18 protein-coding genes, 1 tRNA gene and 1 pseudogene are annotated in these 16643 nt (G+C 68.6%); 13 read left to right on the plus strand and 7 right to left on the minus strand.

Annotated features, from left to right (window positions below; all coding sequences use genetic code 11):
• From E2493_RS17405 to E2493_RS17415, 3 genes are all read right to left on the minus strand, one after another.
• The coding region (locus tag E2493_RS17405) for a helix-turn-helix domain-containing protein (protein WP_135086479.1) at positions 1-319 on the minus strand (319 nt) is incomplete at its 3' end.
• A 698-nt stretch (positions 320-1017) separates the two neighbouring features.
• Positions 1018-2355, minus strand: coding sequence for a glutamate--tRNA ligase (gene gltX, locus E2493_RS17410; RefSeq protein WP_135089436.1), 1338 nt, complete (start codon positions 2353-2355; stop codon positions 1018-1020).
• A 49-nt stretch (positions 2356-2404) separates the two neighbouring features.
• Entirely contained in the window at positions 2405-2812 is a 408-nt protein-coding gene (locus E2493_RS17415) for a putative quinol monooxygenase (protein ID WP_225421563.1), read from the minus strand.
• Between the two features lie 121 nt (positions 2813-2933).
• Here E2493_RS17415 and E2493_RS17420 point away from each other — a divergent pair, with 121 nt between their 5' ends.
• The 4 genes from E2493_RS17420 to rplT all read left to right on the plus strand — a co-directional run bounded on the left by E2493_RS17420 (position 2934) and on the right by rplT (position 5270).
• Positions 2934-3866, plus strand: a complete 933-nt coding sequence (locus tag E2493_RS17420; RefSeq protein ID WP_135089439.1) for a ribose-phosphate pyrophosphokinase — start codon at positions 2934-2936, stop codon at positions 3864-3866.
• Complete coding sequence (locus E2493_RS17425) at positions 3866-4531, plus strand: SDR family oxidoreductase (protein WP_135089442.1); 666 nt, start codon at positions 3866-3868, stop codon at positions 4529-4531. The genes E2493_RS17420 and E2493_RS17425 overlap by 1 nt, the downstream gene beginning before the upstream one ends.
• Positions 4532-4682: 151 nt before the next feature.
• Positions 4683-4886: a 50S ribosomal protein L35 gene (gene rpmI, locus E2493_RS17430; RefSeq protein WP_129384623.1), complete on the plus strand. Its 204-nt coding sequence runs from the start codon at positions 4683-4685 to the stop codon at positions 4884-4886.
• Between the two features lie 12 nt (positions 4887-4898).
• Positions 4899-5270 (plus strand): 50S ribosomal protein L20, encoded by a 372-nt coding sequence (gene rplT, locus E2493_RS17435; protein ID WP_135089445.1) that lies wholly within the window; start codon positions 4899-4901, stop codon positions 5268-5270.
• Positions 5271-5492: 222 nt separating this feature from the next.
• On the opposite strand, the gene E2493_RS21370 is transcribed toward rplT, so the two are convergent.
• Together E2493_RS21370 and aceA are read right to left on the minus strand one after the other, a co-directional pair.
• Complete coding sequence (locus tag E2493_RS21370) at positions 5493-5645, minus strand: hypothetical protein (protein WP_167737608.1); 153 nt, start codon at positions 5643-5645, stop codon at positions 5493-5495.
• Between the two features lie 25 nt (positions 5646-5670).
• On the minus strand, positions 5671-6951 hold the full coding sequence (aceA, locus tag E2493_RS17440; RefSeq protein ID WP_135089448.1) for an isocitrate lyase: 1281 nt from the start codon (positions 6949-6951) through the stop codon (positions 5671-5673).
• A 122-nt stretch (positions 6952-7073) separates the two neighbouring features.
• On the opposite strand from aceA, the gene E2493_RS17445 reads away from it, so the two are divergent.
• Positions 7074-8480 (plus strand): helix-turn-helix domain-containing protein, encoded by a 1407-nt coding sequence (locus E2493_RS17445; protein ID WP_135089450.1) that lies wholly within the window; start codon positions 7074-7076, stop codon positions 8478-8480.
• An 8-nt stretch (positions 8481-8488) separates the two neighbouring features.
• Here the strand turns inward: E2493_RS17445 and E2493_RS17450 are convergent, their stop codons facing one another.
• Positions 8489-9430, minus strand: coding sequence for a DUF5996 family protein (locus E2493_RS17450; protein WP_135089453.1), 942 nt, complete (start codon positions 9428-9430; stop codon positions 8489-8491).
• Positions 9431-9563: 133 nt separating this feature from the next.
• Between E2493_RS17450 and E2493_RS17455 the strand changes: the two genes are divergently transcribed.
• The 5 genes from E2493_RS17455 (at position 9564) to E2493_RS17475 (ending at position 14440) form a co-directional block, all read left to right on the plus strand.
• Positions 9564-10151, plus strand: a complete 588-nt coding sequence (locus E2493_RS17455; RefSeq protein WP_135089456.1) for a hypothetical protein — start codon at positions 9564-9566, stop codon at positions 10149-10151.
• 58 nt (positions 10152-10209) lie between these two features.
• Positions 10210-11289 carry a phenylalanine--tRNA ligase subunit alpha gene (gene pheS / locus E2493_RS17460; RefSeq protein ID WP_135089459.1) on the plus strand — a complete coding sequence of 360 codons (1080 nt, stop codon included), beginning with the start codon at positions 10210-10212 and terminating at the stop codon, positions 11287-11289.
• Positions 11286-13667 carry a phenylalanine--tRNA ligase subunit beta gene (pheT, locus tag E2493_RS17465; RefSeq protein ID WP_135089462.1) on the plus strand — a complete coding sequence of 794 codons (2382 nt, stop codon included), beginning with the start codon at positions 11286-11288 and terminating at the stop codon, positions 13665-13667. Before pheS ends, pheT begins: the two co-directional genes overlap by 4 nt.
• Positions 13668-13752: 85 nt before the next feature.
• Positions 13753-14007: a hypothetical protein gene (locus E2493_RS17470; protein ID WP_135089465.1), complete on the plus strand. Its 255-nt coding sequence runs from the start codon at positions 13753-13755 to the stop codon at positions 14005-14007.
• On the plus strand, positions 13988-14440 hold the full coding sequence (locus E2493_RS17475; protein ID WP_135089468.1) for an aspartyl protease family protein: 453 nt from the start codon (positions 13988-13990) through the stop codon (positions 14438-14440). Before E2493_RS17470 ends, E2493_RS17475 begins: the two co-directional genes overlap by 20 nt.
• A 69-nt stretch (positions 14441-14509) precedes the next feature.
• Here the strand turns inward: E2493_RS17475 and E2493_RS17480 are convergent.
• Positions 14510-14584: transfer RNA gene (locus E2493_RS17480), tRNA-Gly, on the minus strand.
• A gap of 154 nt (positions 14585-14738) precedes the next feature.
• Here E2493_RS17480 and E2493_RS17485 point away from each other — a divergent pair.
• The 3 genes and pseudogenes from E2493_RS17485 to E2493_RS17495 form a co-directional block, all read left to right on the plus strand.
• Positions 14739-15656, plus strand: coding sequence for a tetratricopeptide repeat protein (locus E2493_RS17485; RefSeq protein ID WP_167737609.1), 918 nt, complete (start codon positions 14739-14741; stop codon positions 15654-15656).
• The gene (locus E2493_RS17490; protein WP_135089471.1) at positions 15656-16285 is read left to right on the plus strand and encodes an LON peptidase substrate-binding domain-containing protein; all 630 of its coding nucleotides are present in this window, start codon (positions 15656-15658) and stop codon (positions 16283-16285) included. Before E2493_RS17485 ends, E2493_RS17490 begins: the two co-directional genes overlap by 1 nt.
• A pseudogene (locus E2493_RS17495) lies at positions 16282-16452 on the plus strand (Trm112 family protein); the annotation flags it as partial. The gene E2493_RS17490 and the pseudogene E2493_RS17495, both read left to right, overlap by 4 nt.
• Positions 16453-16643 lie beyond the last annotated feature (191 nt).

The following is a 16643-nucleotide window of genomic DNA, read 5'->3' on the forward strand; positions in this document are numbered from 1 at the left end:
TGGTCCAGGTGTAGCTCAGATCGAACCCGGCTTTGCGCAGCTCCTCGTGGAAGTGCTTCACCGTGAAATCGTGGTAGCGGGTCACGAACTGATCGATCACCCACTCCACCTTGTCCACAGGCGCCCGCCGACCCGAAACCCGGCCGCGCCGCCGGTCGACAAGCCCAGCTGCACCGTCCGCCTCATAGCGGTCCCGCAAGCGGCGAAAATGCCGCTCGCTCATCCCGAGGAGATCCGCCGCCTCCACACAACTCAGCCTGCCCGACCGATAACGACCGAGCACCTCGCCAATCCGCGCCATGCGTACCTCCGCCAGCATCCGACCTCTCCAGCCGCAACCGGACAGATCGTCTGCTACGAAACCCGGACATGTCGTGTGCTACCAACACCCGTTCAGTCCACGGATTGACTCTCAACCATGTTCATGATATGTTCTGAACTTCGGCTGCTCAGGAGAACCGGCAGGAAGACGTCGCCGCGCCGGCCATCTCCAGAAAGAGTCCGAGGCTCCGTACAGGGCCGAGAGGCCTTCCTTGAAGGCGGAGGATCGATCCGAAGACTCGCTCGTCGAAGCGAAAGCGGCCCAATGCACGCATAGCCGCGATCCCCTTCGGCGAGAGAAGGCACGGCGCCGGGCCTGGTGGTACCGGCGGTCCGGCGTCCGTGCATCCTAGAGCGCGATCGGCTGAGGTGGAAGCGCTTCGCGCTTCCGCCGATGGCGTGAATCGCGCTCTATTCAGATAGTTGAGACCAAGATTGACGCCTCAGGCTGATTCAGCCTGAGGCGATCTTGGTCTAGCGACGTCGCGACTTCGAAGCCTCCGATCGACCAACCCACCGGGCCGGGCTGCACGAAGATGATCCCGGCGGTGGGCTCCACCCGACGGTCCGGGCAGCCGGAGACCTGTCTTTCACCTGTTCTTTGCAGGCGCGCCGCGCGGCGGAGGACCGAGGCCTGACCGGAGGCCGGTCAGTCAGGAAGCGCTACGCCCCTGCCCCGTCGCGTCGATCCCGCGCTCACATTCCGCCGGCAGCGCGAAGACGCGCGATCGTCTCGTCCCGACCGATCAGCGGCAGCAGGGCCGCCATCTCCGGCCCGCTGTCCCGGCCGGTCAGCGCCCGCCGCAGCGGCAGGAACAGGGCCTTGCCGGCCCGGCCGCTGCTCCCTTTCAGCGCCGCAACCAGATCTGCCCAGGGCGTCGCTCCCCATCCGAGGGCCGCCGCCGCGTCCGCAGCCTGGGCCAGGAACGCCCGATCCTCCTCCGGCGCCGCCGCCTCGACATGGCCGTGGAGGATCGCCCACCAATCGCCCGCTTCCGCGACGCTCTTCAGATTCGGGCGGATCGCCGCCCAGTCCTCTGCGCCCATCCCTTTCGGAAGGCGATCGGCAACGGCCGAGAAGGGCAGACCGTGGACGATGCGCGCGTTGAGGGCCTTCAGCTCCTCGAGGTCGAACCGCGCCGGCGCCCGACCGAAGGTCGCGAAGTCGAAGGCTTCGACCAAGGAGCTCGGATCCGCCACCGGCTCCACCGGCAGGGAGGTGCCGATCCGGGCCAGCTTGGCGAGAATGGCGAGCGGCTCGATCCCTTCCGCCTTCATCGCCTCGGTGCCGAGCGAGCCGAGCCGCTTCGAGAGCTTGCCCTCCGATCCGACCAGCAGCGCCTCGTGCGCGAACGCTGGCGCGGGCGCGCCGAGCGCCTCGAACATCTGGATCTGCAGCGCGGTGTTGGTGACGTGATCCTCGCCCCGGACGACATGGGTCACGCCCATGTCGATGTCATCGACCGTGCTCGGCAGCATGTAGAGCCAGCTGCCGTCCTCGCGCCGGATCACCGGATCGGAGAGCAAAGCGGGATCGAAATGCTGGCGGCCGCGGACCAGATCGTCCCACTCGATGGCAGCGTCGTGGTCGAGCCTGAACCGCCAGTGCGGCCGCCGCCCCTCCGCCTCCAGCCGCGCTCTCTCCTCGTCGCTGAGCTGCAGGGCGGCGCGGTCGTAGACCGGCGGCTTGCCGCGGCCGAGATGGACCTTGCGCTTGAGATCGAGCTCCTGCGCCGTCTCATATGCCGGATAGACGCGGCCCGAGGCGCGCAACCGCTCGAGCGCATCCTCGTAGCGGTCGAAGCGCGCACTCTGCCGGTGCTCCTCGTCGTGACCGAGCCCGAGCCAGGCGAGATCGCGGCGGATCGACTCCGCTGATTCCTCCGACGAGCGGGTACGATCGGTGTCGTCGAAGCGGAGCAGGAAGCGCCCATTATTCTTCCGGGCCCACAGCCAATTGTGGATCGCGGTGCGGATGTTGCCGACGTGCAGGCTGCCGGTCGGCGCTGGGGCGAAACGGGTGACGACGCTCATCGCGCGGCTCTAGCTGCTCATCATCACAGGGGAAAGCCGCACGGCGGGCTCAGCCTTGCGACCTCGCCGACGCTGCCAGCCCTTGACCGCCGACCGGCACCGTCTCCGCGACGCTCTCCATGGCGGCGATCAGCGGCCGCCCCCTGGCAATCGCCTCCCGCACCGCGGGCAGGGCGAGCGACGCGCGATGCGCCTCACGGCTTTCCCACGCCTCGGTGATCCAGATCAGGTCCGGGTTGGCCGGATCCTTCGCCACGACGTAGCTGAGGCAGCCGGGCATGCCGCCGACGCCGTCGAGCAGCACCTTGATCAAGGCTTCGCGCTGCCCCGATCTGGCCGTCATCCGGCCGATCAGCCCGTACATGCCGGCAGGCGCAGCTGCCGCGCGCGCCGCGGACGAGGCAAATGCGGCGCTGGCCGCGGCTCCGGCGATGAAGGTTCGTCTCTCCATGGTCATGCCAAGCTGATAGCCGGGATTCGTGCCCTCGTGGAGCCCCGGGGGCGCCGAGAATCCTTGCCATCGCCCGCCGGCTGCTTATGGGGTTCGGGCCATCCGAAGCGCACGAGGTGATCGTTCCATGAAGCTGATGGCTGGCAATTCCAACCTGCCTTTGGTCAAGGCCATCGCGGCCTATCTCGAATTGCCGATCACCGAGGCGAGCGTTCGGCGCTTCGCGGACGAGGAGATCTTCGTAGAGATCCTCGAGAACGTCCGCGGCGAGGACGTGTTCGTCGTCCAATCGACCTCCTACCCGGCCAACGACAATCTGATGGAGCTGTTGATCTGCATCGATGCGCTGCGCCGCGCGTCGGCCGCCCGGATCACCGCCGTGCTCCCGTATTTCGGCTATGCCCGCCAGGACCGCAAACCCGGGCCGCGCACGCCGATCTCGGCCAAGCTGGTCGCCAACCTGATCACCGTCGCCGGCGCCAACCGGGTGCTCTCGGTCGATCTTCACGCCGGCCAGATCCAGGGCTTCTTCGACATCCCGACCGACAATCTCTACGGCGCGCCGGTGATGTCGGCCGACATCCTCGCGCGCTTCGCCGGCCGCAAGATCACCGTCGTGTCGCCCGACGTCGGCGGCGTCGTCCGCGCCCGCGCTCTCGCCAAGCGGCTCGACAACGCCCCGCTGGCGATCGTCGACAAGCGCCGCGAGCGGCCGGGCGAATCGGAGGTGATGAACATCATCGGCGACGTTTCCGACCGCTTCTGCATTCTGATCGACGACATCGTCGATTCGGCCGGCACGCTGTGCAACGCCGCCGCGGCGCTGCGCGAGGCGGGCGCCGAGGACGTCGTCGCTTATTGCACCCACGGCGTCCTCTCCGGCGGCGCCGCCGCACGCGTGCAGAACAGCAGCCTCAGCGAGCTGGTGATCACCGATTCGATCCACGGCGAGGCCGCCGACTCCGCCTCGAAGATCCGTCTCCTGACCATTGCGCCGCTCCTCGGCGAGGCGATCAAGCGAATCGCCGACGAGAGCAGCGTCTCGAGCCTGTTCGACTGATGCCGACCGTCCTCGTCACCGGCGCCAACCGCGGCCTCGGCCTCGAGTTCGCCCGCCAATACGCCGCCGAGGGCTGGGACGTCATCGCCACCGTCCGCGATGTGTCGAGTGCCGGCGATCTGCGCGCCGCAGCCCCCGGTGCGCGAATCGAGACGCTCGAGGTCGCTGATTTCCGGGCCGTCGAGGCGTTCGCGAGGGCGCTGGGCGGGACCCCGCTCGATCGCCTCGTCGCCAATGCCGGGGTCAGCAAGGCGCACCGCATCCAGTCCGCGGCCGACGCCGAGACCTGGCTGGACGTGCTTGCGGTCAACAGCGTCGCGCCGACCCTGCTGGCGGGGCTGCTGGCGAAGAACGTCGCCGCCGCGGGCGGGAGGATGGCGGCGGTGACCAGCCGGATGGGCAGCATCGCCGACAGCTCGGGCGGCTATGTCGCCTATCGCTCGTCCAAGGCGGCGCTGAACGCGGCATGGCACGCGCTCGTCCCGCACATCGGCGTGCCGCTGGTGCTTCTTCATCCCGGCTGGGTGCAGACCGACATGGGCGGCGCCGCCGCGACGATCACGCCGGAGGAGAGCGTGCGCGGCATGCGCGCCGTGATCGAGCGGTTGCCTCCGGAGCGATCCGGCGCCTTCCTCGACTATCAGGGCCAATCGATCCCCTGGTGACAGCGGCGGCGCGCGCCGCCGACCCTTGCCTTCCGGCGCACTCCCTTCTATAGGCGCGCCTTCTTTCCAGCTCTGGAAGAATCGAACCGCCCGGCCAAAAGGGCTGCCGTGGCTGTTCCTAATCGTCCGCATCGCGGTCAAGGAGACGAAAATGCCCAAGTTGAAGACGAAGAGCGGCGTCAAGAAGCGCTTCAAGCTCACCGCGACCGGCAAGATCAAGCACGGCGTGGCAGGCAAGCGCCACCGGCTGATCAGCCACAACGCCAAGTACATCCGCCAGAATCGCGGTACCGAGGTCCTCGCTGCAGCCGACACGGCGCGGGTGAAGGCCTGGGCGCCCTACGGCCTGAAGTAAGGAGAACCCGACATGGCACGCGTCAAGCGGGGTACTACCACCAAGGCCCGTCATAAGAGGATCCTGGAACAGGCGAAGGGCTATTATGGCCGTCGCAAGAACACGATCCGTATCGCCAAGCAGGCCGTCGAGAAGGCCGGCCAGTACGCCTATCGCGACCGCAAGGTGAAGAAGCGGAGCTTCCGCGCGCTGTGGATCCAGCGCATCAACGCCGCGGTCCGCGCCGAAGGCCTGACCTACGGCCAGTTCATGCACGGGCTGAAGCTCGCCGGCGTCGACCTCGACCGCAAGGTCCTGGCCGACATCGCGATGCACGAGGGCGAGGCGTTCAGCGCCATCATCGCCCAGGCTCGCGCGGCGCTCCCGGCGCAGGCCTCGGCCTAAGCCAGCGAGAGCAGGAATGGAGGCGCGGTGGGGAGACCCCGCCGCGCCTTTTTCTATGTTCTCAATCCTCCCTGTCAGCCCGTCAGGGTTGATGGGGAGGGGGACCGCGCGTAGCGCGGTGGAGGGGCCGGGACGAGGTACCCGCGCGCCCGGCCCCTCCACCAGGCTTCGCCTGGTCCCCCTCCCCATCGCCTTCGGCGACAGGGAGGATCGACCGTTGCCTTACCCCAGCCGGCCGAGCCGGTGGTAGAGGTTGGCGAACTTCACCGAATCGGGCTGGTCGCGGACGATCGGCAGATAATGCTCGATCGCGCTGCGGATCAGGCGGAAGTCCTCGTTCGAGAAGACGGCGCGGGGGCGTGGGCTTTCGGTCATCCTGCTTCTCCTTTGCTGTCGCCGTTCACTCGGCGGCCTGAACGGCGATGAACTGCGCGGCCTCGGTCGATTCGCCGAGCGCGACGGTCGACGCCTCGCCGCCGGCGATCGTCTGGGCGACGAGATCGAAATAGCCGGTGCCGACCTCGCGCTGATGGCGGGTGGCGGTGTAACCGCGCCGCTCGCTGGCGAACTCGGCCTGCTGGAGCGTGGAATAAGCGGCCATGCCGCCGTTCCGATAGGCCTGCGCCAGCTCGAACATGCCGTGGTTGAGGCTGTGGAAGCCGGCGAGAGTGACGAACTGGAACTTGTAGCCCATCGCTCCGAGCTCACGCTGAAAGCGGGCGATCGTCGCGTCGTCCAGATTCGCCTGCCAGTTGAAGCTCGGCGAGCAATTGTAGGCGAGCAATTTGCCCGGGAGGACGGCGTGAATCGCCTCGGCGAAGCGCCGCGCCTCGTCGAGGTTCGGGCGGCTGGTCTCCCACCACAGGAGATCGGCGTAAGGCGCGAAGGCGAGCCCGCGGGCGATGCAATGATCGAGCCCGCTGCCCTCCTTCAGCCGGAAGAAGCCCTCCGCGGTGCGGGCGCCGCTGAGGAACGGACGGTCGCGCGGGTCGACGTCCGACGTGATCAGCCGGGCGCTCTCCGCGTCGGTGCGGGCGACGAGCAGGGTCGGGACGCCGCAGACGTCGGCGGCGAGCCGGGCGGCGACCAGGTTGCGGATGTGCGCCGCCGTCGGGATCAGCACCTTGCCGCCGAGATGGCCGCATTTCTTCTCGGCCGCGAGCTGATCCTCGAAATGCACGCCGGCGGCGCCGGCCTCGACATAGGCCTTCATGATCTCGAAGCAGTTGAGCGGTCCGCCGAAACCGGCCTCCGCATCGGCGACGATCGGCGCGAACCAGTCTCGGGCGTCGGCGCCCTCGGCGTGCTCGATCTGGTCGGCCCGCTGCAGCGTTCGGTTGATCCGGCGGCACAGCTCCGGCCCCGCGCTCGCCGGGTAGAGCGACTGATCGGGATACATGGCGCCGTTGGCGTCGGCGGCGACCTGCCAACCGGAGAGATAGATCGCCTTCAGTCCCGCGCGCACCATCTGCATCGCCTGGTTACCGCTGAGCGCGCCGAGCGCAGGGACGAAGTCCTCCTCGTGGAGCAGCGACCAGAGCCGGTCGGCGCCGCGGCGCGCCAGACTGTGCTCGATCGTTACGGAGCCCCGCAGCCGCGCGACCTCGGCGGGTGGGTAAGGGCGGCTGATTCCGGCAAAGCGTCCGGGCGGCGCGGGAACGAGGGTGGCGAAGTCGATCATGTTGAATCCTCGGCGCTTGTCGACCGAGTAAATCGCGGCGGCGCCCGCAGGTCGCGCCGAAAGAGGTCGCGTTGTCACACTATGACTTGCAACTCCTGTGAAGTTGTGACAACTTCTCAATCATGGCCGAGCGGAAACTCTATCTCGGCGGCCGCGTACGCCGCCTCCGCCGCGAGCTCGGGCTCAACCAGAGCGCAATGGCGGTCGAGATCGGCATCTCACCGTCCTACCTGAACCATCTCGAGCGCAACCAGCGGCCGGTCACGGCGCAGGTGCTGCTGCGCCTGGCCGAGCTGTACGACGTCGACCTGCGCACCTTCGCCGCCGAAGGCTCCGAAGTGACCGGCGTCGATCAGCTCGCGGAGATCTTCGCCGATCCCCTGTTCGCCGACCTCGGGATACCGCGCTACGAACTGGTGGAGGTCGCCGACAGCGCACCGGCCGTGGCCGATGCGATCGCCCGCCTCTATGCCGCCCTGGTCGAGAGGCGCCAGCATCCGGAGGGCGGCGCCCCGGACGAAAGCGCTTTGGTCACGCCCGAAGCCTGGGTGCGGGACTATATCCAGGCGCAACGCAATTTCTTTCCCTATCTCGAAGAGGCGGCGGAGACGCTCGCCGGCGCACTCGGCGAGCCGGCCTTGGTCTTCGAGCCGCTGCGGCGGCGGCTGAAGGACGGGTTCGGCATCGACACCCGGGTGGTGCCGCCCGAAGTCCTCGACTTCGCCAGCCAGGCCTATGACCTGCACCGCAAGCGGCTGATGCTCTCGGCGCTGCTCCGCCCCGAGAGCCGCACGTTCGGCGCCGCCTATCAGCTCGCGTTGGTCGAGTTCGGGCCGCTGCTGAAGCGCATGGTGGAGACGGCGGGCGCTCCCGACATTCCGACCCGGCGCCTGCTCCACATGTCGCTCGCCAATTACGCGGCCGCGGCGATCATGATGCCCTACGACCGCTTTCTCGCGAGCGCCGAGAAGCACCGCTACGACGTCGACCGGCTGTGCGCCGAGTTCGGCGCAAGCGTCGAGCAGGTCTCCCACCGGCTTACCACGCTGGCGCGCAGCAACGCGCGCGGCGTGCCCTTCTTCATGCTGCGGGTCGACGCCGCGGGGAACATCTCGAAGCGCTTCGCCGGCGAGAGCTTTCCTTTCTCCCGCTTCGGCGGCACCTGCCCGCGCTGGAACCTCCACGCCGCCTTCCAGACGCCGGGCCGGGTCGCGACCCAGATCGTCGAGACTCCGGACGGGCAGCGCTTCTTCACCATCGCCCGCACCGTCGATCGCGCGGTGCGGCTCGATCCCCGCGAATCGTCGCAGCTCGCCATCGGGATCGGCTGCGACGTCCGACATGCGGCGCGGATCGTCTATGCCGACGGCCACGATCTGGCCAAGCCGCTGGTCACGCCGATCGGCCCCGCCTGCTCGATCTGCCCGCGCATCCGCTGCCCGCAGCGGGCCGCGGCGCCGGCCGGCCGGACGCTCGCGGTCAGCGAGAGCCAGAAGACGATCTCGCCTTATCCGTTCATCGCCAGCTGACGCCTGGCTCAGCCCAAAGGTCGCGGCACCCTGGGGCGTCCGAGTGCACACTCGAGCGCGGCACGATTCCAGCGCGCGAGATCGGCGGCCGCAGCGTAGCTGGTCTCGAGGAACGCCAGCAGCGCCGCGTCGGGATCGGCGGCCGAGCGGACCGCCTCATAGGGTAGCACGAACTCGCCGAGGGCCGTGTCGAACCGGGCTGCCGCCGGATTGACCGGCGCGTCCGCAAAGCCCTCGGGCGCCGGGTAAGCGTAGGAATAGAAGAAGGGCGCGATCCCCGCCGCGGCGTCCCCGGCGCCGCCCGGCCAGAAACCGGCGCTCGAGACTTCGTGGCTATAGGCCTCTTGCGTCACCGGATCGGGGAGATGCGGGATGCCGCCGGGGTGGAGCGGCGCGCGGCGCCCGGAGAAGCGGGTGACGGCGAGATCGAAGCTTCCCCAGAAGAAATGGACCGGGCTCGCCTTGCCGAGGAAGCCCGAGCGGAACAGCCGCAGGACGCGGTCGGAGGCCAGCAGCGCCCCGAGCAAGCGGGCGGCGCTGTCCGGATCGTAGCTGCGCGTGGCCTCGTCCTCGGCGAACGGCACCGCCGGCTCGATCTCGTTCGGTATGGGGTGGAAGCGGACGTCCGGATGAGTCTCGGCGAGCAGCGCACAAAGCCGGCCATGAAGCTCCGCAATCGAGGTCGGCCCGAGCGCGATGACGTGGCGACCGTGCGCATCGTCGAGCGTGAGCGCGTGATCGACGAGATCGAGGCCCAGCTCGAACGTGCCGCCGGGGCCGTGCAGCGGCTCGGTGCGCAGGCCTCTCGGGTGAAGACGGAGGGTGAGATGCCAGCCGTGGTTTCGCCAGGGCAGCAACGCGATTGCGACCTTGCCGACCATCTGGCTGGCAAGGTGCAGCGTAGCGATCGTCGGCCCGTCGCGGGCCGCGTCGAGCTCCGGCCAGTGCATTGGCGCTCCTTCGCGATGTCGCGCGACAGTCCGCCACCAACCGCACGATGGCAAGCGACGATCGTTCGCGACCACTGGACAGAATGAGCCGGATCGTCCTTGGTGCGCCAATTGCCGAGGGAGGGAAATGTCGATGCGTCGTTCTTCATCGTTGCTCGTGCTGCTGGCCTGGCCGGCAGCGGTGGCGGCGCAGCCTCCTGCCGCCTCCGTGCCGGAAGCCGTCTTCCAGAAATTCCTTTCGGTCCTTCCCGACGCGCAGCGGCTGAAGGGGACGACCCACAGCGCCGATCCCGAGGAGCTCGCCGCGATCGCCGGGCTGAACCCGGGCAAGGAAGCGCGCGTCCGGGCGATTCTCGACACCTATGAGACCTGCGCCGGACCGGCGAACGACAAGGCTCTGGAGGGGATGTTCCGGCGGGTCGCCGGCAAGCTCGGCCCCGAGAAGATCGGCCGCCTCACCGCATTTTACGAAGGCGGCGACCTCGCACGCGCCGATGCACTGTTCGGGCGGCTGCGGGCCGGCGAGACGCTCCCCGAGGCCGAGCAGGCGCAGGCGGACGCGCTGCTGGCGAAATATCCGCTCCCCGAGTTCGGCGACGCCATGATGCACGCCGGCCAGGACCTGATGAACGACAGAGCGTTCATGGACACGATGATGGCCTGCTCGGTGACGCGCGAGGAAGCGTTCGACAAGGAAGGCATCCGCCAGGAGGCGGAGTAGACGCGAGCCGCGGCGAGAGGGTTCCAATTCCACCCTCTTCTCGTCTAGAGCGCCGGCCATGTCCGACCTCGACCAGATGAGCGCCGACCTTCTCGGCCGTATCGCCGGCGCGTCCGATCTTGCCGCGCTGGAGAGCGAGCGCGTGCACGCCCTCGGCAAGCAGGGCGCGATCACCCAGCTCCTCAAGAGCCTCGGCGGGATGAGCCCCGAGCAGCGCCAGGAAGAGGGTCCGCGCATCCACGGCCTGCGCGAGCGAGTGACCTCGGCGATCGCAGAGCGCAAGGCGGCGCTGGAGGCGGAGGCGCTCGAGCGCCGGCTGGCGACCGAGACGCTCGACATGACCCTGCCGGCCGAGCCGCGCCTCCAGGGCAGCGTCCATCCGGTCAGCCAGGTGATGGACGAGCTCGCCGAGATCTTCGCCGATCTCGGCTTCTCGGTCGCCACCGGTCCGGAGATCGAGGACGACTGGCACAATTTTACCGCGCTCAACATCCCCGAGAGCCATCCGGCGCGGGCGATGCACGACACCTTCTATTTCCCGGAGGACGAGGGCGGCGAGCGCAAGATGCTTCTGCGCACCCACACCTCGCCGGTGCAGATCCGCACGATGGTGAAGGAGAAGCCGCCGATCTACATCATCGCGCCGGGCCGCACCTATCGCTCGGACAGCGACGCGACCCACACGCCGATGTTCCACCAGGTCGAGGGCCTGGTGATCGACCGCGGCATCCACCTTGGCCACCTCAAGTGGACGCTGGAGACCTTCCTCAAGGCGTTCTTCGAGCGCGACGACATCGTGCTGCGGCTGCGGCCGAGCTACTTCCCGTTCACCGAGCCGTCTGTCGAGGTCGACGTCGGCTATTCGATCGAGAAGGGCAAAAGGGTGATCGGCGGCTCCGAAGGCTGGATGGAGGTGCTGGGCTCCGGCATGGTCCATCCGAAGGTGATCGCCGCCTGCGGCCTCGATCCCGAGGAATGGCAGGGCTTCGCCTTCGGCTGCGGGATCGACCGGCTCGCCATGCTCAAATACGGAATGGACGATCTGCGCGCCTTCTTCGACGGCGACCTGCGCTGGCTGCGCCACTACGGCTTCTCGGCGCTCGACGTGCCGACGCTTTCCGGAGGAGTTGGCGCGTGAAGTTCACCCTCTCCTGGCTGAAGGACCATCTCGACACCGAGGCCTCGGTGGAGACGATCGTCGACACGCTCACCCGCATCGGCCTCGAGGTCGAGAGCGTCGAGAATCCCGCGGAAAAGCTCGCGCCGTTCACCATCGCCCATGTGCTGACCGCCGAGCGGCACCCGCAGGCCGACAAGCTGCAGGTGCTGACCGTCGACGCCGGCTCCGGCGAGACGCTGCAGGTGGTCTGCGGCGCGCCCAACGCGCGCGCCGGCATGAAGGGCGTGTTCGGGCCGCCGGGCGCCTACGTCCCCGGCAGCGACATCACGCTGAAGGTGGCGGCGATCCGCGGCGTCGAAAGCCGCGGCATGATGTGCTCGGTGCGCGAGCTTCAGCTCGGCGAGGAGCATGACGGGATCATCACTTTGCCGGACGACGCGCCGACCGGCGAGAATTACGCCGCCTGGGCCGGCCTCGACGATCCGGTGATCGACGTGTCGGTGACCCCCAACCGCCAAGATTGCATGGGCGTCCACGGCATCGCGCGCGACCTCGCCGCCGCCGGACTGGGCACGCTGAAGCCGATCGCCGTCGCGCCGATCGCCGGCGCCTTTCCCTGTCCGATCGAGATCCGCACCGACGATCCCGAAGGCTGCCCCGCCTTCTTCGGCCGGGTGGTGCGCGGCGTTCGCAACGCCGCCTCGCCGGACTGGCTGCAGCAGAGGCTGAAGGCGGTCGGCCAGCGGCCGATCAGCGCCCTCGTCGACATGACCAACTACGTGATGCTGAGCTACGGCCGGCCGCTCCACGTCTACGATCTCGCGAAGCTCGAGGGCGCGATCGTCGCCCGCAAGGCAAAGCCGGGCGAGGAGGTGCTGGCGCTCAACGGCAAGACCTACCGGCTCGACCCGAGCATGACCGTGATCGCCGATGATGCCGGAGTCCACGACATCGGCGGCATCATGGGCGGCGAGCACAGCTCGGTTACCGAGGCGACCACCGACATCCTGATCGAATGCGCCTATTTCGATCCGGAGGGCATCGCCCGCACCGGACAGAAACTGGCGCTCACCTCCGATGCGCGCAGCCGCTTCGAACGCGGCGTCGATCCCGCCTTCCTCGACACCGGGCTCGCCATTGCGACCGAGATGGCGATCGCCCTTGCCGGCGGCGAGCCGTCCGAGATCGTCCGCGCCGGCGAGCCGCCGCTCGGCACGAAGATCGTGGAATACAAGCCGGATCGCGCGAAGGCGCTCGGCGGCGTCGATGTCCCCGCGGATCGGCAACAGGCGATTCTCGCCCGGCTCGGCTTCGACGTGACCACCGGTGCCGCCTGGCGGGTGACCGTGCCGAGCTGGCGCCGTGACGTCGACGGCGCCGCCGACCTGGTCGAGGAAGTGATCCGCATCGAGGGGCTCGACAGAGTCGAGGCCACGCCGCTGCCGCGGGCGCCGGGCGTCGCCCGCCCCACTGCCACCGCCGAGCAATTGCTCGAGCGCAAGGTGCGCCGCACCGCCGCGGCACGCGGCCTCAACGAGGCGGTCACCTGGAGCTTCATCGCCGAGGCCGAAGCGGCGCCGTTCGGCGGCAGCGCCTGGGTGCTCGCGAACCCGATCAGCGAGGAGCTGAAGGCGATGCGCCCGTCGCTCCTCCCCGGCCTTCTCGCCGCCGCGCGCCGCAACATCGCGCGGGGCGCCGACGGCATCCGCCTGTTCGAGGTCGGCCGGCGCTATCTCGCCGACGGCGAGCGGCCGACGCTCGCCTTCGTCCTCGCCGGCGATCGCGGCCCACGCCATTGGCGCAACGGCAAGGCGGCGGGCTTCGACGCCTATGACGCCAAGGCGGAAGCGCTGGCGATCCTCGCCGCGGCGGGCGCCCCGGTCGACAATTTGCAGGCGCTGCCCGGCGCGTCGGGCGTCTACCATCCCGGCCGCTCCGCCCGGCTCAGCCTCGGGCCGAAGAACGCGCTCGCCGAGTTCGGCGAGCTGCACCCCGCTGCGCTGAAGGCCTTCGACCTCGAAGGACGGACGGTGGTCGCCGCCGAGATCTTCCTCGACGCGATCCCGCAGAAAAGGGGCGCCACCGGCCACATGCGCGAGGCCTACCGGCCGCCGGCGCTGCAGGCGGTGAAGCGCGACTTCGCCTTCCTCGTCCCGCTCGCCACCCAGGCCGAGACCCTGCTCCGCGCGATTCGCGGCGCCGACAAGCAGGCGATCGTCGGCGTTTCTTTGTTCGACGTCTTCACCGGCCAGGGCGTGCCGGAGGGCGAGAAGTCGCTCGCCGTGGAGGTCATTCTCCAGCCCGGCGAGAAGAGCTTCACCGACGAGGAACTGAAGGCGATCTCCGAGCGCATCGTTGCCGCGGCAACGAAAGTGGGCGCAAGGTTGAGGGACTGACAGCGCTGCGGCAGCCCTCTGCCACGAGCGTTTGCGCCCGCGATTCCCGATGTGATACCCTCCGTTGGGGACGAAGGAGAGTTCGATGGCGAGCCGTGCCGAAGAGGAAGTCGATCGGAACTTCGATTACTTCCAGCGGCACCTCGCTGACTTCCTTCCCGCCCACGAGGGTCGCTACGTCCTCCTCCATCGCTGCAGAGCGGTCGACTTCTTCGACACGCTTAGAGATGCAGAGGCGGCAGGCGTCGCTCGCTACGCGCCGGACGCATTTTCGATCCAGGAGGTCACCGCCTCTGTGATGGACCTGGGCTTCTACTCCCATGCGCACGGTCAGCGGTAAGCTCGACGGCGGCCGTGTCATCGTTGATGTCGGTATACAGCCGACACTCTCCGCGCCCAGCACCGCGGTCTCATCCTGGGAAATGCCTGAGATCCACCCCTATCGTTGGCTTCTGGATACAGGGGCCCAGCGAACGTGCATCACGCGCTCAGCCGCGAAAAAGGTCGGGCTCCTGCCGAGAGGGAAGATCCGCCTCGGCAACATCCATGGTGTCGAAATCCACACCGCGTATTCGTTCGCTGTCGGCTTCTGGGTGAGTTCCACCGGACTGAGCCAAGTAGACGCGGAGACGACGTACTACGCTCTCGATCCCGTCATGGGCGCTGACCTGAAGGACATGGAGGATTTCGACATCCTCATCGGGATGGACATCATCGCACGCGGTGACCTGAGCATTCGGCGCAACGGCACGTTCGAGTTCACATTACCCTGATGCCAGCGCCTGGCCGAAGCAAAGATCTCCCGCCCCGCAAGGGGAAAGTCTCTGATTTTTCGAGAAAACTGGAGCGGGCGAAGGGATTCGAACCCTCGACCCCAACCTTGGCAAGGTTGTGCTCTACCCCTGAGCTACGCCCGCTCTGAGCTGCGCCGCTCGGGTCGAGCGGCTGGGGTGGCGCGCTGATAGCGTCCGCCTTGCAGCTGCGCAACCCCCGAATCTGCGCCTGATGCGCGGACTTGGCAGATGGGGGCGCTTTCCCACATAGGGCGCGAGACGAAGAGGGAGAAACAAGGTGGCGACACTCGGCATGAGCGCGGCGGAGAAGGAAGCGCTGGACGCCTTCAAGCGGGACGTGATCGATCCCTCCATGACGTCGCTCGTCATTCTCGACTTCTGGGCCGAATGGTGCGGGCCCTGCAAGCAGCTGACCCCGATCCTCGAGAAGGTCGCCGCCGATTATGCCGATCGCGGCGTCCGGCTTGCCAAGGTCAATGTCGACGAGAATCGCTTGGTCGCCGCCCAATTTCGCGTCCAGTCGATCCCGACCGTCTATGCGGTGTTCCAGGGGCAGCTGGTCGCCGATTTGACTCCCGCACGGACCGAGGGGCAGCTGACCCGTTTCCTCGACCAGATCCTGCAGCAGCTGCCGATCGAGGGCGAGGCGCAGCAGCTCGAGGCCGAGATCGAGCCGCTGATCGCGATGGGCGAGGAAGTCCTCGCCGGCGGCGACGCCGAGCGGGCGGCGAGCATCTTCGGCCAGATCCTCGAAATGGCGCCGGACAATGTCGAGGTGATCGGCGGCCTTGCCCGTGCGCTCACCGGCGCGGGCCGGGCCGACGAGGCGCGCGCCCTGCTCGACGGCGTGCCGGAGAAGGATGCCAATGCCCCCGAGATCGCCCGCGCCCGCTCGGCCCTGGCGCTGGCCGACATCGCGCCCGCCGGCGGCGACGCCGAGACTCGCGCGCTCGAGCAGAGAATCGCCGCCGATTCGGACGATCACGAGGCGCGCTACGAACTCGCCGGGCTGCTGATGGCGGCGGGGCAGCGCGACGCCGCCGCCGACCAGCTGCTGGAGAGCATCGCGCGGGATCGCGAGTGGAACGAGGGCGCCGCCCGCAAGCGGCTGCTGCAGTTCATGGAGGTCGTCGGGCTCGAGGACCCCTGGGCGTCGAGCCAGCGCCGGCGCCTGTCGGCCATCCTGTTCACCTGATGGCCGATCCGCTCCCGATCCCCGTCTTCCCCCTCGCCGGCGCCCTGCTCTTCCCGCGCGCCCAGCTGCCGCTGCACATCTTCGAGCCGCGCTACCGCGCGATGGTCCGCGACGCGCTCGCCGGCGACCGGCTGATCGGCATGGTCCAGCCGCGCGACCAGAAGGAGCCGCCGTCGCTCTTCGAGACCGGCTGCCTCGGGCGGATCGAGAGCGTCGAGGAGCTCGAGGACGGCCGCTACAACATCGTCCTCTCGGGGCTGACCCGCTTCCGGATCGCGCGCGAGCTGGAGACCGACACGCCGTACCGGCGGGTCGAGGCCGACCGCAGCGGCTTTTCCGATCACGAGGAGGAGGAGCCGCTCGGCATCGCCCAGCGCGCCGAGCTCGAGCGCGAGGCGCGCCGCTACGCCGATGCGCTCGGCTATGCGGTCGACTGGGAAGCGGTGTCGCGGCTCGATGACGAGATGCTGGTCAACGGCATTTCCCAGATCGCGCCGCTCGACGTCGGATCGAAGCAGGCGCTGCTCGAAGCCGGGGCGGTGCGCGACCGCTGCGAGCTGCTGGTCCAGTTCATGCAGTTCCAGCGGATGATTCCCGGTGGCGCCGACGGCCCCGAGACGCTGCAGTGAGCGGAGGCTTCGACCCCGCTCTGCTCGAACTCCTGGTCTGCCCGATCGGCCGAACCAGATTGCGCTGGGACGAAGCGGCGTCCGAGCTGGTCTCGGACGAGGCGGGTTTGGCGTATCCGATCCGCCAGGGCGTGCCGGTGCTGCTGATCGAGGAGGCGCGGAAGATCGGCGATCAACTTACCCTCCCTGTCGCCGGAGGCGATGGGGAGGGGGACCGCGCGTAGCGCGGTGGAGGGGCCGGGTAGGACGAAATCTGCTCCAGGCGCCTCCGCCATGCTTCGCCGACCGGCTGCTGCGCAGTCGGGTTCCGCCTTCCGGCATGCCCCCCGGGCATGCCGCGGCTCCACCCCCCCCCCAT

Origin of the sequence: Sphingomonas parva (ex Maeng et al. 2020) (assembly GCF_004564275.1) — a bacterium.
GTDB lineage: Bacteria > Pseudomonadota > Alphaproteobacteria > Sphingomonadales > Sphingomonadaceae > Allosphingosinicella > Allosphingosinicella parva.

Bases quoted from the DNA above. Each gene is read 5' to 3' on its own strand.
- rplT (WP_135089445.1), top strand. From the start codon at position 4,899: ATGGCACGCGTCAAGCGGGGTACTACCACCAAGGCCCGTCATAAGAGG.
- E2493_RS17475 (WP_135089468.1), top strand. From the start codon at position 13,988: ATGCGCACGGTCAGCGGTAAGCTCGACGGCGGCCGTGTCATCGTTGAT.
- E2493_RS17420 (WP_135089439.1), top strand. From the start codon at position 2,934: ATGAAGCTGATGGCTGGCAATTCCAACCTGCCTTTGGTCAAGGCCATC.
- aceA (WP_135089448.1), bottom strand. From the start codon at position 6,951: ATGATCGACTTCGCCACCCTCGTTCCCGCGCCGCCCGGACGCTTTGCC.
- gltX (WP_135089436.1), bottom strand. From the start codon at position 2,355: ATGAGCGTCGTCACCCGTTTCGCCCCAGCGCCGACCGGCAGCCTGCAC.
- E2493_RS17470 (WP_135089465.1), top strand. From the start codon at position 13,753: ATGGCGAGCCGTGCCGAAGAGGAAGTCGATCGGAACTTCGATTACTTC.
- E2493_RS17450 (WP_135089453.1), bottom strand. From the start codon at position 9,430: ATGCACTGGCCGGAGCTCGACGCGGCCCGCGACGGGCCGACGATCGCT.
- E2493_RS21370 (WP_167737608.1), bottom strand. From the start codon at position 5,645: ATGACCGAAAGCCCACGCCCCCGCGCCGTCTTCTCGAACGAGGACTTC.
- E2493_RS17455 (WP_135089456.1), top strand. From the start codon at position 9,564: ATGCGTCGTTCTTCATCGTTGCTCGTGCTGCTGGCCTGGCCGGCAGCG.
- E2493_RS17425 (WP_135089442.1), top strand. From the start codon at position 3,866: ATGCCGACCGTCCTCGTCACCGGCGCCAACCGCGGCCTCGGCCTCGAG.
- E2493_RS17415 (WP_225421563.1), bottom strand. From the start codon at position 2,812: ATGACCATGGAGAGACGAACCTTCATCGCCGGAGCCGCGGCCAGCGCC.
- pheS (WP_135089459.1), top strand. From the start codon at position 10,210: ATGTCCGACCTCGACCAGATGAGCGCCGACCTTCTCGGCCGTATCGCC.
- rpmI (WP_129384623.1), top strand. From the start codon at position 4,683: ATGCCCAAGTTGAAGACGAAGAGCGGCGTCAAGAAGCGCTTCAAGCTC.
- E2493_RS17490 (WP_135089471.1), top strand. From the start codon at position 15,656: ATGGCCGATCCGCTCCCGATCCCCGTCTTCCCCCTCGCCGGCGCCCTG.
- E2493_RS17445 (WP_135089450.1), top strand. From the start codon at position 7,074: ATGGCCGAGCGGAAACTCTATCTCGGCGGCCGCGTACGCCGCCTCCGC.